Genomic DNA, 14,668 nt, shown 5'->3' with positions numbered 1-14,668 from the left:
GACGCAATGAATGAACCCTGCGTAGCCCCTGTGTATCCGAAATGCACACCCCGGCTTGCGCATGGGGGTATAATTTTTTCGCTTGATTACGCCCGCGCAGGCCACGCGTCCGCCGGTTCCAACCGCAAGCCAACCCACAAAGCGACCCGACCCCACCATCGTGGACAATCTCCTAAAGCAGTTTGCGCAGTCATCGCAACTCGCCGGCGGCAATGCCGCCTATATCGAAGACCTGTACGAGCAGTACCTGGTCTCTCCCGACAGCATCGACCCCAAGTGGAAGACCTACTTCGACGGCTTCCAGGGCCGCGACGCCGGTGACGTTCCCCACTCGGCGGTCATCGCGCACATCGCCAGCGCAGCGCGCCAGGCCGCCAACAGCGGCACCAGCCCTGGCGGCGACGAGCGCGAACGCCACGTCGGCCGGCTGATCACCGCCTACCGCTCGCGCGGCCACCTCGGCGCCCGGCTCGATCCGCTGGGGCTGACCCCGCCGATCAATCCGCCGGACCTGGGCCTGCCGTTCCACAGCCTGTCGGAAAGCGACCTGGGCAGCGAGTTCAGCACCGGCGGCCTCGGCGGCCAGCCGCGGATGAAGCTGCGCGACCTGCTGGCGCGGCTGAAGGCGACCTACACCGGGTCGATCGGCAGCGAATTCATGCACATCCCCGAATTCGAGCAGCGCCAGTGGATCTACCAGCGGCTGGAGAACGCCGGCGGCAACATCGCCGGCGACGCCGACAGCCGCCGCCGCACGCTGGAGCGGATCACCGCCGCCGAAGGCCTGGAGCGCTACCTGCACACCAAGTACGTCGGCCAGAAGCGCTTCTCGCTGGAAGGCGGCGATGCGCTGATCCCGATGATGGACGTGGTGGTGCGCCGCGCCGGCGCCGATGCGGTCAAGGACATCGTGGTCGGCATGGCCCACCGCGGCCGCCTCAACGTGCTGGTCAACACCCTGGGCAAGAACCCGCGCAAGCTGTTCGACGAGTTCGAAGGCAAGTTCGAGCACGCCCACGACGACCGCGCCCACACCGGCGACGTCAAGTACCACATGGGCTTCTCCGCCGACGTGGCGGTGGCCGACGGCAATTCGGTGCACCTGGCGCTGGCGTTCAATCCCTCGCACCTGGAAATCGTCGACCCGGTCGTGGTCGGCAGCGTGCGTTCGCGCCAGGAGCGCTACGGCGACGCCGCGCGCAAGACGGTACTGCCGGTGGTGATCCACGGCGATGCCGCGTTCGCCGGCCAGGGCGTGGTGATGGAGCTGTTCCAGATGTCGCAGGCGCGCGGCTTCGCGGTCGGCGGCACCGTGCATATCGTCATCAACAACCAGATCGGCTTCACCACCAGCGCCCGCGACGACGCCCGCTCCACGCTGTACTGCACCGATGTGGCGAAGATGATCGGCGCGCCGGTGTTCCATGTGAACGGCGACGATCCGGACGCGGTGGCGTTCGTGGCCAACCTGGCCTACGACTTCCGCCAGCAGTTCAAGAAGGACGTGGTCATCGACCTGGTCTGCTACCGCCGCTGGGGCCACAACGAGGCCGACGAGCCGGCGGCGACGCAGCCGGTGATGTACCAGACCATCCGCAAGCACAAGACCACCCGCGAACTGTATGCCGCGCAGCTGGAAAGCGAGGGCGTGATCCAGTCGGGCGAGGCGCAGGCGCTGGTCGACAGCTACCGCAACAAGCTCGATTCGGGCGAATACACCACCGAGCTGGCGACCCGCAAGCCGGACGAGTTCGCCATCGACTGGAGCAACTACCTGTCCGGCAAGCTCGCCGACAAGGTCGACACCACGGTCAAGCGCAAGACCCTGGACCAGCTGGCCAAGATCATCACCACGATCCCGGCCGGCGTGGAGCTGCATCCGCGCGTGGCCAAGATCTACGACGACCGCGTGAAGATGGCCGCCGGCGACCTGCCGGGCGACTGGGGCTTCGCCGAGAACCTGGCCTACGCCACCCTGCTCGGCGAGGGCCACAAGCTGCGCCTGGTCGGCCAGGACGCCGGCCGCGGCACGTTCTTCCACCGTCACGCGATCCTGCACGACCAGAAGACCGACAGCTACTACCTGCCGCTGCGCCAGCTGGTCGAGAACCCGGAAGACGCCACCGTGATCGACTCGCTGCTCAGCGAGGAAGCGGTGATGGGCTTCGAGTACGGCTACTCGACCACCGACCCCAATGCGCTGTGCATCTGGGAAGCGCAGTTCGGCGACTTCGCCAACGGCGCGCAGGTGGTGATCGACCAGTTCATCGCCGCCGGCGAAGCCAAGTGGGGCCGCATCAGCGGGCTGTCGCTGTTCCTGCCGCACGGCTACGAAGGCCAAGGCCCGGAGCACAGCTCCGCGCGCCTGGAGCGCTTCCTGCAGCTGTGCGCGCTGGAGAACATGCTGGTCTGCGTGCCGACCACGCCGGCGCAGTGCTTCCACATGATCCGCCGGCAGATGCGCATGACCACGCGCAAGCCGCTGGTGGTGATGACGCCCAAGTCGCTGCTGCGCCACAAGCTGGCGGTGTCGACGCTGGAGGAACTGGCCGACGGCGAGTTCCAGCACCTGATCCCGGATGCGAAGGCCGATCCGAAGCAGGTCAAGCGCGTCGTGGCCTGCTCGGGCAAGGTCTACTACGACCTGCTCGAGGATCAGACCAAGCGTGGCCAGGACGACGTCGCCCTCCTGCGCGTGGAGCAGCTGTACCCGTTCCCGCGCGAGCTGCTGGCCGCGGAGCTGAAGCGCTACGGCAACGCCACCGACCTGGTCTGGTGCCAGGAAGAACCGCAGAACCAGGGCGCCTGGTACCAGATCAAGCACCACCTGCAGGCCTGCCTGGCCGACGGGCAAAGCCTGCACTACGCCGGCCGCCCGCGCTCGCCGTCTCCCGCTGCCGGCCATTTCGCCGAGCATCTGGAAGAGCAGCTGAAGCTGGTCGCCGACGCGCTATTGAATCCGTTCAACGACCAAGTCGCTGAATAAACCTCCTTCCCCTTCAAAAGACCCACTAGGACGCCCTCTGCAATGGCCACCGAAGTCAAAGTTCCGGTACTGCCCGAATCCGTATCCGATGCCACCATCGCCAGCTGGCACAAGAAAGCCGGCGACGCGGTCAAGCGCGACGAGAACCTGGTGGACTTGGAGACCGACAAGGTCGTATTGGAAGTGCCCTCCCCGGTCGACGGCGTACTGAAGGAGATCAAGTTCGAGGCCGGCGCCACCGTGACCAGCTCGCAGATCCTGGCGATCATCGAGGAAGGCGCGACCGCCGCCGCGGCTCCGGCCGAGGCCAAGGTCGCCGACGCACCGAAGGCGGAGGCGCCGAAGGCCGCCGCTGCCGAAGCGCCGAAGGCCGCCAAGGTCGAATCGGCCAAGGCCGCCGGCGACGTCTCCAGCCTGCCCCCGGGCGCACGTTTCTCGGCGATCACCGAGGGCGTGGATCCGGCCCAGGTCGACGGCACCGGCCGCCGCGGCGCGGTGACCAAGGAAGACATCCTCAACTACGCCAAGAACGGCGGCGCCGGCAAGGCTGCCGGCGCGCGTCCGGAAGAGCGCGTGGCGATGACCCGCGTGCGCAAGCGCATCGCCGAGCGCCTGATGCAGTCGAAGAACTCGACCGCGATGCTGACCACCTTCAACGAGGTCAACCTGGCCAAGGTCTCGGCCGCGCGCAAGGAGCTGCAGGACGAGTTCCAGAAGGCCCACGGCATCAAGCTCGGCTTCATGAGCTTCTTCGTCAAGGCCGCCGCCAACGCGCTGCAGCGCTTCCCGCTGGTCAACGCCTCGATCGACGGCGAAGACATCATCTATCACGGCTACAGCGACATCTCGATCGCGGTCTCGACCGAGAAGGGCCTGGTCACGCCGGTGCTGCGCAACGTCGAGCGGCAGTCGTTCGCCGACATCGAGAAGGGCATCGCCGACTACGCCAAGAAGGCGCGCGACGGCAAGCTGAGCCTGGAAGAACTGCAGGGCGGCACCTTCACCGTGACCAACGGCGGCACCTTCGGCTCGCTGCTGTCGACCCCGATCATCAACCCGCCGCAGAGCGCGATCCTGGGCATGCACGCGATCAAGGAGCGTCCGATCGCCGAGAACGGCCAGGTCGTGATCGCGCCGATGATGTTCCTGGCGCTGTCCTACGACCACCGCATCATCGACGGCAAGGACTCGGTGCAGTTCCTGGTCGACATCAAGAACCAGCTGGAAAACCCGGGCCGGATGCTGTTCGGTCTGTAAGAGCCGGGAAACGGGAATGGAGAGCGGGGAATGGGACAAGCGCCCACTTCCCCGCCCTGTTCCCGCCTGGACCTGGATGGGAGGCGGCAGGCGCATGCGCTTTTTGCGATTCCCCATTCCCTCTTCCCCATTCCCGTGTGAGCAAATGAAATGAGCGAACAATTCGACGTCGTCGTCATCGGTGCCGGTCCGGCCGGTTATCACGCTGCAATCCGCGCCGCACAGCTGGGCATGAAGGTCGCCTGCATCGATGCGGCGCTGGGCAAGGACGGCAAGCCCGCCCTCGGCGGCACCTGCCTGCGCGTGGGCTGCATCCCGTCCAAGGCGCTGCTGGATTCCTCGCGCCAGTTCTGGAACATGGGCCATCTGTTCGGCGAGCACGGCATCAGCTTCAAGGACGCCAAGATCGACGTCGAGGCGATGGTCGGGCGCAAGGACAAGATCGTCAAACAGTTCACCGGCGGCATCGCGATGCTGTTCAAGGCGAACAAGATCACCCCGTATTACGGCTTCGGCGAGCTGCAGGCGGGCAACGTGGTCAAGGTCAAGCAGCACGACGGCAGCGTCGTCGAGCTCAAGGGCACCAACGTGATCCTCGCCGCCGGTTCGGATTCGATCGAACTGCCGTTCGCCAAGTTCGACGGCGCCACCATCGTCGACAACGTCGGCGCGCTCGACTTCAGCGAAGTGCCCAAGCGCCTGGCGGTGATCGGCGCCGGCGTGATCGGCCTGGAACTGGGCAGCGTGTGGAAGCGCCTGGGCGCCGAGGTCACCATTCTCGAGGCGCTGCCGGACTTCCTGGCCCTGGCCGATGCCGAAGTGGCCAAGACCGCGCTGAAGGAATTCAAGAAGCAGGGCCTGGACATCAAGCTGGGCGCCAAGGTCTCCAAGACCGAGGTCACCGGCAAGGGCAAGAAGCAGGAAGTCGTCGTCACCTATACCGATGGCGAAGGCGAGAAGAGCCTGACCGTGGACAAGCTGCTGGTGGCCGTGGGCCGCCGCGCCGCGACCAAGGGCCTGCTGGCCGAAGGTACCGGGGTCAAGGTCAACGAGCGCGGCCAGATCGAGGTCGATGCGCATTGCCACACCGGCGTCGACGGCGTGTGGGCGATCGGCGACTGCGTGCGCGGGCCGATGCTGGCGCACAAGGGCTTCGAGGAAGGCATCGCGGTCGCCGAACTGATCGCCGGCCTGCCCGGCCACGTCAACTTCGACACGATTCCGTGGGTCATCTACACCGAGCCGGAAATCGCCTGGGTCGGCAAGACCGAGCAGCAGCTCAAGGCCGAGGAGGTGCCGTACAAGACCGGCAGCTTCCCGTTCGCGGCGATCGGCCGCGCGGTGGCGATGGGCGAGCCGGCCGGCTTCGTCAAGGTCATCGCGCATGCCGAGACCGACCGCGTGCTCGGCCTGCACCTGGTCGGCGTCGGCGTCTCCGAACTGGTCCACGAAGGCGTGCTGGCGATGGAGTTCAACGGCTCGGCCGACGACCTGGCACGCATCTGCCACGCCCACCCGACTCTGTCCGAAGCGATCCACGACGCCGCGATGGCGGTGAGCAAGCGGGCCATCCACAAGGCCAATTAAAGCCGGGAATCGGGAGTCGGGATTGGGGATTCGCAAAAGCGGCGGCCCCATCCCGCATCGTTCCGGCAATGGCATAGCGCCGGGCGAAAGCCCGGCGTTGTGCTTTGCGGATAACCGCAAAATACTGAATCAGTCGACCCACGACGCTTGTCCTGCTCCCAGCACCGTGAACGCTCACGCATGCAACACCCCGCTTTTTCGAATCCCCAATCCCGAATCCCCAATCCCATGAAAAGCATCTGCGTCTATTGTGGTTCCAACGCCGGCAACAAACCCGCCTACGCCGAGCGCGCCACCGCGCTGGGCACGCGCATCGCCGAGCAGGGCCTGCGCCTGGTCTACGGCGGCGGCAACGTCGGGCTGATGGGCACCGTGGCCAACGCGGTGCTCGCCGCCGGCGGCCAGGTCACCGGGGTGATCCCCAAGCAGCTGGCCGACTGGGAAGTGGCGCACTGCGGCCTCACCGAACTGGAAATCGTCGGCTCGATGCACGAGCGCAAGTCGCGCATGTTCGACCTGTCCGACGGCTTCATCGCCCTGCCCGGCGGCTTCGGCACGATGGAAGAGATCTTCGAGATGCTGACCTGGCGCCAGCTCGGCATCGGCAACAAGCCCTGCGCATTCCTGGACGTGGAAGCGTTCTACGCCCCGCTGATCGGCATGATCGACCGCATGGTCGCCGAACGCTTCCTGCACCCGGACCAGCGTGCCGACCTGTGGTACGGTGACGACATCGACACGATGCTGGCCTGGATGCACGACTACACCCCGGCGCAGGCGTCGAAGTGGATCGACGAAAAGCGCCGCAACACGTTGCGCTGAAACCCACTGCTCTTAACCAGCCGCTCCCAGGGCGCGTGGCAACGCGCCCTGCATCGCCGGCAGAGGTTTCAGTCCCGAGAAGCCGCACAGTCCGCCGCATGCGGGCGATGTCTGTCGCGGCTGAAGCCGCTCCTACAGGGACTTCGGAGCGCCGGTCGGCGCGCTGTGGACGGGCCTCAGCCCCGAGCCGACCGAATCGAAGCCTGCAGATTCCCCACTACGGTCGTCGCGACTGAAGTCGCTCCCACAAGGGGCTTCAGCCGGGCTAGCCGCTGTTGCTGCTGTTGCTGTTGCTGTTGCTGTTGCTGCTGTTGCTGCTGTTGCTGCCGTTGCCGTTGCTGTTGCTGTTGCTTTTGATTTACCGAGTTCCCTTCCGCAGCGGCGGCCATGGCGGGGAAAAACCCGAAGGGCGGCGCACATGGATGTGCGCCGTTCGCGGCAGGGGCAGGATGCCCCTTCCGCGAATCCCCGTCATGGACGCGGACCTGTAGCGCGCAGCGCGGAAGGCGCAAGGCAGGGCGTGCTTTCTTTTGGTTACTTTTCTTTGCACGAGCAAAGAAAAGTGACTCGCGCCAAAGCGCGAAAGCTTTTGCTTCTTGCTTCTCTCCAAACCCACCCAAACCAAACCAACGCACGCACGCGTGCACTTACGTACGCGCCATCAATCGTGCTGCGCAGGCCGCCCCAACAGATACCCCTGCCCATAGTCGCAACCCAGCTCACGCAGCGTATCCAACTGCTGCTCGGTCTCGATGCCCTCGCCGATCGTCTCGATACCCAGCGTACTGGCCAACGCCAGAATGCTGCGCACCAGCGCATAACTGCCCGCACCGCTTTCGCCATGCAGACCGGCGACGAAACTCTGATCGATCTTCAACGCCGAGATCGGAAACCGGTGCAGATACGACAGCGCCGAAAACCCCGTGCCGAAATCGTCCAACTGCGCCAACACCCCGCGCTCGCGCAGCGCCTGCAGGATCGTCAACGTGCGCGGCGCATCGTCGAGCAGCGCCACCTCCGTGATCTCCACCCGCAGCCGCCGCGGATCCGCGCCAGCAGTATCGATCAGGCCGAACAGCCGCTCGGTGAAGTCCGGCGAACGGAAATGCCGCGGCGAGACGTTGACCGACACATAACCGGTGCCGCTTCGCGCCAGACGCTGGATCACCTGCTCGTACAGCAGCCAGTCCACCTGCTCGATCAGCCCGCTGTCCTCGCCCAGATCGATGAACTGGCTGGGCACCAGCAGACCGCGGCTCTCGTGGCGCCAGCGCAGCAGCGCCTCGTGGCCGACCACTTCGCCATCGATCAGGCGCACGATCGGCTGGTAGAACGGCTCGAAGTCGCCGCTTTTGATCGCCCGCCGCAGGTCCGCCTCCAGGTCCAGGCTGCGCAGCGCCGCCTCGCGCATTTCCTCGTCGAACACCGCGCAGCGGTCCTGGGTCTGCGCCTTGGCCCGGTACATCGCCGCGTCCGCGTCGCGCAGCAGTTCCTCGCCGCTGCGGTAGCGCGGGTGCCAGGCGGCGATGCCCAGGCTCCCGGACGGGAACAGCTCGCGGCCGGCCACCCACATCGGCTGGCCGAGCACGCCGAGCAGGCGCTGCGCCAACTCGCGCACGCCTTCCAGTCCCTCTTCGCAGCTGACCAGGATCGCGAACTCGTCACCGCCCAGGCGCGCGACCACATCGTCGCTGCGCAGCGTGGAGACGATGCGCTTGGCCACCTCCACCAGCATGTCGTCGCCGGCGGCGTGGCCGATGCTGTCGTTGACCAGCTTGAACCGGTCCAGGTCCAGGAACAGCACCGCGAACGCCATGCCGTCGCCGTTGCGCGCGCGGTTGATCGCTTCGCCGAGCCGGTCCAGCAGGTGCGAGCGGTTCGGCAGGCCGGTCAGCGCGTCGTGCAGCGCCTGATGGGTCAACCGCTGCTCGGCACGCCAGCGCTCGGCGATCTGCGCCAGCAACTGCTGGTTGACCTCGGCGAGTTCGCGGGTGCGCTCGGCCACCCGCTGCTCCAATTCGGCATGCGCCAGCCGCAGCCGTTCCTGCGCGCGCTGCCGCGCCAGGCCGCCGCCGACGTTGTGCGCGACGAAGGTCAGCAGGCGCTGGTCGTATTCGGTGAAACGCACCTGCGTGGTATAGCTCTGCACCACGATCGCGCCGACCACCTCGCCCTCGTCGAACAGCGGCACGCCCAGCCAGCTGTGCGACCGCGTGCCGTATTCCTGCACTTCGCCCTGCGCGACCAGCGCTTCTATCTCCGCCAGTTCCAGCAGCATCGGCCGGCGCTTGCGCATCACGTACTCGGTCAGGCCCCTGCCCCGCCGCCGCAGCGGGCGCCGCGGGCTGTGCTCGTCCACCGAGTAGACGAACTCCAGCATCTTGGCGTCGTCGGACAGCAGCGCGATGTACAGATTGCGCGCATCGATCAGCCCGCCGACGATGGCATGCACCTCGGCGTAGAACTGTTGCAGGCTCTCCGAGCGGATCGCCAGCTCGGCGATGCGGAACAAGGCCAGTTGCAGGGTTTCGGCGCGCTTGCGCTCCTGGATCTCGTCCTGCAGGTCGTGGTTGGCGCGCTGCAGTTCCTGGGTGCGCAACTGCACGCGCCGCTCCAGCTGCACTTGCGCATGGCGCCGGTCCATCGCGGTCAGCACGTGCTGGGCGACGTACGCCAGCAGCGCGCGGTCGGCATCGGTGTAGTGCAACGCACGGTCGTAGTTCTGCACCACGATCGCGCCGCAGACGCGGCCCTCGCGCAGCATCGGCACGCCGAGCCAATCCTTGCTGTCCGGGCCATGCAGGGCGTCGTAGTCCACCCGCAGGCGGTCGCGCACCTGCGGCGACGGCCCGCGCACCGCCTGGCCGTGGCGCAGCAGGGCGAAGGTCAGGCTGTTGGGCATGTCGCGTTGGTAGTACAGCCGTTCCGGATCGGCGACGAAATCGTCGTGCCGGTCGGAGAAATACAGGAAGCGCATGCTCTGCTGGTCTTCGTCGTATTCGACGATGTAGCAGTTCTCCGCGTACATCAGCGAGTCCAGCACCGAATGCACGTGCTGCAGCATCTGCCCCATTTCCAGATCCGCACCGGCCAGGTCGGCGATCTCGTACAGCGCCTGCTGCAGCTGCTTGGACTTCTCCAGGCCCTCGATGCGCGCGCGCATGCGCTCGGTTTCCAGCAGCGCCAGGCCGAACGCGGCCGCCATCTCGCACCAGGCGGCGCGCTGCGGCTCGGACAGCGGCTGCTGCAGCCGGGCGGCCACGGCCACGCAGGCGCCCTCGGGCGTCTTCAGCACGTGCAGCAAGGCCTGCGCAGGCGCCGGCACGGTCTCGGCGAGACACCGCCGGACCAGCGTCGGCAGCCATGCCGGCGCATCCGGCGTGGCGCCGAACACGCGTCCGCCGACGGTGCCGTCGCCGCATGCGATGGCCACGTCGCTACCGGGCGGCAGCAAGCCGCACAAGGCAACCGCGGTCTGCATGGAAGCGGGGCCGTCGGGGTGATCCTGGCGGTCGATCGCGGACGGCTCAAACAACATCGACAACAACTCCTGCATGACGTAGGACCCGCCCCACGCCTCCCCCTTAGACGCCAGCATACCTTTTACGTGAACAGGCGCACGCGCGATGACCCCATGCGCGCCGCTGGCGCGTTCACTGTCTACGATGCCTGCTGCCATTCCGCCCCCGCCCGCCGTCACCACCCTCACGCCACGCTATGCGCCGGGCCGGCGAACGCTTAGGCTTGCCGCCGTGGACGCCCTGGTCGAAACGAGCGACGAAACCCTGATGCTGGCCTATGCGGCCGGCGACGCCGGCGCGTTCGAGACCCTGTACGCGCGCCACCGCGGCCGCCTCTATCACTACCTGCTGCGCCAGCTGCGCGACGTGGCGCTGGCCGAGGAAATGTTCCAGGACGTGTGGCAGCGGGTCATCGCCGCACGCCAGGGCTGGCAACCGCAGGCCGCATTCAGCACCTGGCTGCTGCGCATCGCCCACAATCGGCTCGGCGACCACTGGCGCGCGGCCAAGCACCGCCCGGCCGCGCCGGCCGATGCCGAACTGCGGACCGCCAGCGTGCCGGACCCGGACACGCCGGAGCGGCAGCTGTCCGCGTTCGAACAGCGGCGCCAACTGCAACTGGCGCTCGACGACTTGCCGGAGGATCAACGCGAAGTGCTGCTGCTGCGCCTGGAACAGGAACTGAGCCTGGAGGAGATCGCACAGATCACCGGCGTCGGCCGCGAGACGGTGAAGTCGCGGCTGCGCTATGCGATGGACAAATTGCGCGCGAGGCTGGGCGGATGAGTGCCGACGAACCGCTGACGCCGGAAGAACGCGCCCTCGCCGAACGCCTGCGGCTGGGCCGGCAGGCGTCGCCGTCGGCGGCGCTGGACGCCGCGATCCTGGCCGCGGCGCGTGCCGCGGTGGCGTCTGCGCCGACCGCTTCCGCGCAGCCGCGCAGCGCCGACGCCGAGCCGGCAGCGGCGCAGATACCCGTTGCGAGCGCAACCGCGCCAGCGCCAGCGGACCATGCCCGTTCCGGCACGGCCCCGCAGCGCCGCGCGCGCTGGCCGGCCTGGACCGGGCTGGCGGCATCGTTGACCCTGGCCGTCGGCATCGCCTGGCAGCTGCGCACCCCGACACCGCCGGTGGCCGCGCCGGTCGCTCCCGACGCGGTCGCTCCTGCACCAGCCGCTTCCGAAGCGGCGGCCGAGCGCACCATTGCCGCCCAGTCGGCCGGCGCCGAAGACGCGGCGGTCGCGTCCGGCGCGGCAACCGCGCCCACCGACGCGCCGGCGCCGGCGCCGCCAGCGTCCGCGCCGCAGCAGGTGCCGGCAACGAACGATCTCGACTCGATGCGCGCCGCGCCCGCACCATCGGCAGCACCCGCGGAGGCCCCGGTTGCGGCCGAGCCGGCGCCGATCGTGGTCTCGCCTCCCGCACCGCCCGCGCCGCCGGCCCCGGCAAAAGCGCTGACGCCTCCCGCGCAGGCACCGCAGGCGCTGGCGAAGCCGGCGGCGCGCATGCGCGAGGCGAATGCCATGCAGCGCGAAGACCGGCGCATGCTGCAGCAACGCAGCGCAGACCTCGCCGAGCGCGACGGCAGCGACGCGGCAAGCGCACAGGCACAGGAAGCGGAGGGATACGCCGCGCGCGTCGAAGGCAACCTCAGCGCGGCGCCGGCACCGGCACCAGCCGCGATGCCGGCCGCACCGGTCGCGGCGGACACCGCAGCGTTGGCGGCATCCGCGCGCGCCTCCGGCACCGATCCGGCGCTTGCGGCAGCGGCGGAGAGCGACGCGCGCCTGTCGCCGCGACGCTGGCTGGCGCGCATCCGCGAGCGCCGCGACGCCGGCGAGCAGGCCGCCGCGCACGCCAGCTTGCAGCGCTTCCAACGCGAGCATCCGCACGCACGCATCCCCGACGACCTGCGCGACCTGCTCGACGACTGAATCGCCTTGCGCGATCGAAGACGATGCGCGCCGTCGCCGGTGCGCGCCACGTCGCGGCCGTGCGCAGCGCAGGCATCCGGCTGCACGTTGCCGCCGAACCGCAGTCAACCGCAGCTGACCACAGCGCCTCGTCTAGAATGGCGCCGATGCCCGATACGCTTCCCCACCTCGTCAGCCACAGCGTGGACATCAAGCACAGCCGCTTTGTGGCGCAGGCGGCGCCGATCGCCGACGCCGGCGCGGCGCTGGCGTTCGTGCAGCGGGTCGCGGTGGCCGATGCCACCCACAACTGCTGGGCCTACCGCCACGGCGACGACTACCGCTCCAGCGACGACGGCGAACCGGCCGGCACCGCCGGCCGCCCGATCCTGGCGGCGATCGACGGCCAGGGCTTCGACCGCGTGGTGGTGGTGGTCACGCGCTGGTACGGCGGCATCAAGCTCGGTGCCGGCGGCCTGGTCCGCGCCTACGGCGGCACCGCCGCCGAGTGCCTGCGCCTGGCGCCGCGGCAGCCGCTGCTGGCCTTGAGCCTGATCACCCTGCACTGCGGCTTCGACGATCTGGGCACCGTGCACGCGGCGCTGAGCGCCTGCGCCGCCGAAAAACTCGATGAACGCTTCGACGCCGACGGCGCCGAACTGCACCTGCGCCTGCCCAGCGATCGTGTGGACGCCTTGAAAACGCGGCTGCGCGACGCCACTCGGAACAGGGTCCGCTGTTCGGAAACCTCCCCCGCATGAACGATCCGTCGGCCGACCAGGCCAAGTCGCTGCGCAAACTCGGCAGCCTGCGCACCCTGTGGCCGTTCGTGCAGCGCCAGCGCGGCCTGTTCGGCGCCTGGCTGCTGGCGCTGGCGGTGTCCTCCAGCGCGACGCTGAGCCTGCCGGTGGCGGTCCGGCAGATGATCGACCACGGTTTCAGCGACGGCAGCAGGATCAACCAGTCCTTCGCGCTGCTGTTCACGGTGTCGGTGGTGCTGGCGATCGCCACCGCGCTGCGCTTCTACTTCGTGTCGCTGCTGGGCGAGAAGGTCGTCGCCGACCTGCGTGGGCGCCTGTATGCGCACCTGATCGGCCTGCACGCCGGCTTCCACGACCGCAACCGCAGCGGCGAGCTGGTGTCGCGGCTGTCGGCCGACAGCGAACTGCTGCGCGGGGTGATCGGCAGCACCATGTCGGTGGCGCTGCGCAGCACGGTCACGGTGATCGGCAGCATCGTGATGCTGTTCGTGACCAGCCCGCACCTGGCCGCCTACGCGCTGCTGGGCATCCCGCTGGCGGTGTTGCCGATCGTGCTCGGCGCGCGCCGCCTGCAGAAGATCTCGCGCGCCAGCCAGGACCGCGTCGCCGACGCCAACACGCTGGCCGCCGAAACCCTGGGCGCGGTGCGCACGGTGCAGGCACATGCGCGCGAACCCTACGAGCGCGGCCGCTTCGGCCAGGCGCTTGCGCTGTCGGTGGACGTGGCGCGGCGCCGGGTGCGCGCGCAGGCGCTGATCACCGCGGTGGCGATCGTGCTGGTGTTCGGCGCGATCGTGCTGGTGCTGTGGTCCGGCGCGCACGAAGTGGCGGCCGGCGAACTGAGTGCCGGCGCGCTCGGCCAGTTCGTGCTGTACGCGATGTTCGGCGGCGGCTCGGTGGCTTCGCTGGCCGAAGTCTGGAACGACCTGCAGCGCGCGGCCGGCGGCATGGGCCGCATCGCCGAACTGTTCGCCGAACGCCCCGAGGTGCTGGCGCCGGCACAGCCGCGGGCGCTGCCGCAGCCGCTGCGCGGCGAGGTGCGCTTCGACAACGTGGTGTTCCGCTATCCGCAGCGCCCCGACCATCCGGCGCTGGACGGCTTCGACCTGCACGTGCGGCCCGGCGAGAGCGTGGCCCTGGTCGGTCCCTCCGGCGCCGGCAAGAGCACCGTGCTGTCGCTGCTGCTGCGCTTCCACGATCCGCAATCGGGCACGGTGCGGGTGGACGGCGCCGACCTGCGCGAACTGGATCCGGCGCAGCTGCGCGAAGGCATCGGCCTGGTGCCGCAGCATCCGACCCTGTTCGCGGCCAGCGCCGCCGACAACATCCGCTACGGCCGGCTCACGGCCAGCGACGCCGAGGTCGAGGCGGCGGCGCGCGCCGCCGAAGCCGACACCTTCATCCGCCAGTTGCCGGACGGCTACGCCAGCGAACTGGGCGAGCGCGGCGCGCGCCTGTCCGGCGGCCAGCAGCAGCGCATCGCCATCGCCCGCGCCCTGCTCAAGGACGCGCCGATCCTGCTGCTGGACGAAGCCACCAGCGCGCTCGACGCACAGAGCGAACATGCCGTGCAGCAGGCGCTGGAACGCCTGATGGCCGGGCGCACCACCTTGGTCATCGCGCACCGCCTGGCAACGGTGCTCAAGGCCGACCGCATCGTGGTGATGGACCACGGCCGCATCGTCGCCCAGGGCACCCATGCCGAGCTGCTGGCGCAGGGCGGCCTGTACGCGGAACTGGCACGGCTGCAATTCATCGACTGAGCACGCCGTGCTAACACTGGCGGGACTACGGTCCCGCTGCGCCCCACGCAACGGCGGC

Annotated in this window: 10 protein-coding genes; 9 read left to right on the top strand and 1 reads right to left on the bottom strand. The window is 68.7% G+C overall.

The features are described 5' to 3' along the window. Positions 1-160 precede the first annotated feature (160 nt). The 5 genes from AB8810_RS10375 to AB8810_RS10355 all read left to right on the top strand — a co-directional run bounded on the left by AB8810_RS10375 (position 161) and on the right by AB8810_RS10355 (position 7,143). Entirely contained in the window at positions 161-2,986 is a 2,826-nt protein-coding gene (locus tag AB8810_RS10375; RefSeq protein ID WP_179565127.1) for a 2-oxoglutarate dehydrogenase E1 component, read from the top strand. A gap of 42 nt (positions 2,987-3,028) precedes the next feature. Beyond that, positions 3,029-4,243, top strand: coding sequence for a dihydrolipoyllysine-residue succinyltransferase (gene sucB, locus AB8810_RS10370; RefSeq protein ID WP_206228845.1), 1,215 nt, complete (start codon positions 3,029-3,031; stop codon positions 4,241-4,243). 150 nt (positions 4,244-4,393) lie between these two features. Beyond that, positions 4,394-5,830: a dihydrolipoyl dehydrogenase gene (lpdA, locus tag AB8810_RS10365; protein WP_369916431.1), complete on the top strand. Its 1,437-nt coding sequence runs from the start codon at positions 4,394-4,396 to the stop codon at positions 5,828-5,830. A 228-nt stretch (positions 5,831-6,058) separates the two neighbouring features. Beyond that, entirely contained in the window at positions 6,059-6,652 is a 594-nt protein-coding gene (locus AB8810_RS10360; protein WP_369916430.1) for a TIGR00730 family Rossman fold protein, read from the top strand. A 275-nt stretch (positions 6,653-6,927) separates the two neighbouring features. Further along, positions 6,928-7,143 (top strand): hypothetical protein, encoded by a 216-nt coding sequence (locus AB8810_RS10355; protein WP_369916429.1) that lies wholly within the window; start codon positions 6,928-6,930, stop codon positions 7,141-7,143. 170 nt (positions 7,144-7,313) lie between these two features. Here the strand turns inward: AB8810_RS10355 and AB8810_RS10350 are convergent, their stop codons facing one another. Continuing rightward, complete coding sequence (locus AB8810_RS10350) at positions 7,314-10,190, bottom strand: EAL domain-containing protein (protein ID WP_191824058.1); 2,877 nt, start codon at positions 10,188-10,190, stop codon at positions 7,314-7,316. 214 nt (positions 10,191-10,404) lie between these two features. Here AB8810_RS10350 and AB8810_RS10345 point away from each other — a divergent pair, with 214 nt between their 5' ends. The 4 genes from AB8810_RS10345 to AB8810_RS10330 all read left to right on the top strand — a co-directional run bounded on the left by AB8810_RS10345 (position 10,405) and on the right by AB8810_RS10330 (position 14,610). Further along, positions 10,405-10,959, top strand: a complete 555-nt coding sequence (locus tag AB8810_RS10345) for an RNA polymerase sigma factor (RefSeq protein WP_179565137.1) — start codon at positions 10,405-10,407, stop codon at positions 10,957-10,959. Further along, a complete protein-coding gene (locus AB8810_RS10340) occupies positions 10,956-12,107 on the top strand; it encodes a hypothetical protein (RefSeq protein WP_369916428.1) in 1,152 nt (383 codons plus the stop codon). The genes AB8810_RS10345 and AB8810_RS10340 overlap by 4 nt, the downstream gene beginning before the upstream one ends. Positions 12,108-12,253: 146 nt before the next feature. Next, positions 12,254-12,847 (top strand): YigZ family protein, encoded by a 594-nt coding sequence (locus tag AB8810_RS10335; protein WP_369916427.1) that lies wholly within the window; start codon positions 12,254-12,256, stop codon positions 12,845-12,847. Next, positions 12,844-14,610, top strand: a complete 1,767-nt coding sequence (locus tag AB8810_RS10330; RefSeq protein ID WP_369916426.1) for an ABC transporter transmembrane domain-containing protein — start codon at positions 12,844-12,846, stop codon at positions 14,608-14,610. The genes AB8810_RS10335 and AB8810_RS10330 overlap by 4 nt, the downstream gene beginning before the upstream one ends. The last annotated feature ends 58 nt before the right edge of the window (positions 14,611-14,668 follow it).

The organism is Xanthomonas sp. NCPPB 3005 (genome assembly GCF_041228095.2).
GTDB classification, from domain to species: domain Bacteria; phylum Pseudomonadota; class Gammaproteobacteria; order Xanthomonadales; family Xanthomonadaceae; genus Xanthomonas_A; species Xanthomonas_A bonasiae.
This window is presented reverse-complemented; position numbering and strand designations above follow the sequence as displayed.

What these genes read in the sequence shown, in the direction of transcription:
- sucB (WP_206228845.1), top strand. Translation starts at nt 3,029, where the DNA reads ATGGCCACCGAAGTCAAAGTTCCGGTACTGCCCGAATCCGTATCCGAT.
- lpdA (WP_369916431.1), top strand. Translation starts at nt 4,394, where the DNA reads ATGAGCGAACAATTCGACGTCGTCGTCATCGGTGCCGGTCCGGCCGGT.
- AB8810_RS10360 (WP_369916430.1), top strand. Translation starts at nt 6,059, where the DNA reads ATGAAAAGCATCTGCGTCTATTGTGGTTCCAACGCCGGCAACAAACCC.
- AB8810_RS10350 (WP_191824058.1), bottom strand. Translation starts at nt 10,190, where the DNA reads ATGTTGTTTGAGCCGTCCGCGATCGACCGCCAGGATCACCCCGACGGC.
- AB8810_RS10340 (WP_369916428.1), top strand. Translation starts at nt 10,956, where the DNA reads ATGAGTGCCGACGAACCGCTGACGCCGGAAGAACGCGCCCTCGCCGAA.
- AB8810_RS10335 (WP_369916427.1), top strand. Translation starts at nt 12,254, where the DNA reads ATGCCCGATACGCTTCCCCACCTCGTCAGCCACAGCGTGGACATCAAG.
- AB8810_RS10330 (WP_369916426.1), top strand. Translation starts at nt 12,844, where the DNA reads ATGAACGATCCGTCGGCCGACCAGGCCAAGTCGCTGCGCAAACTCGGC.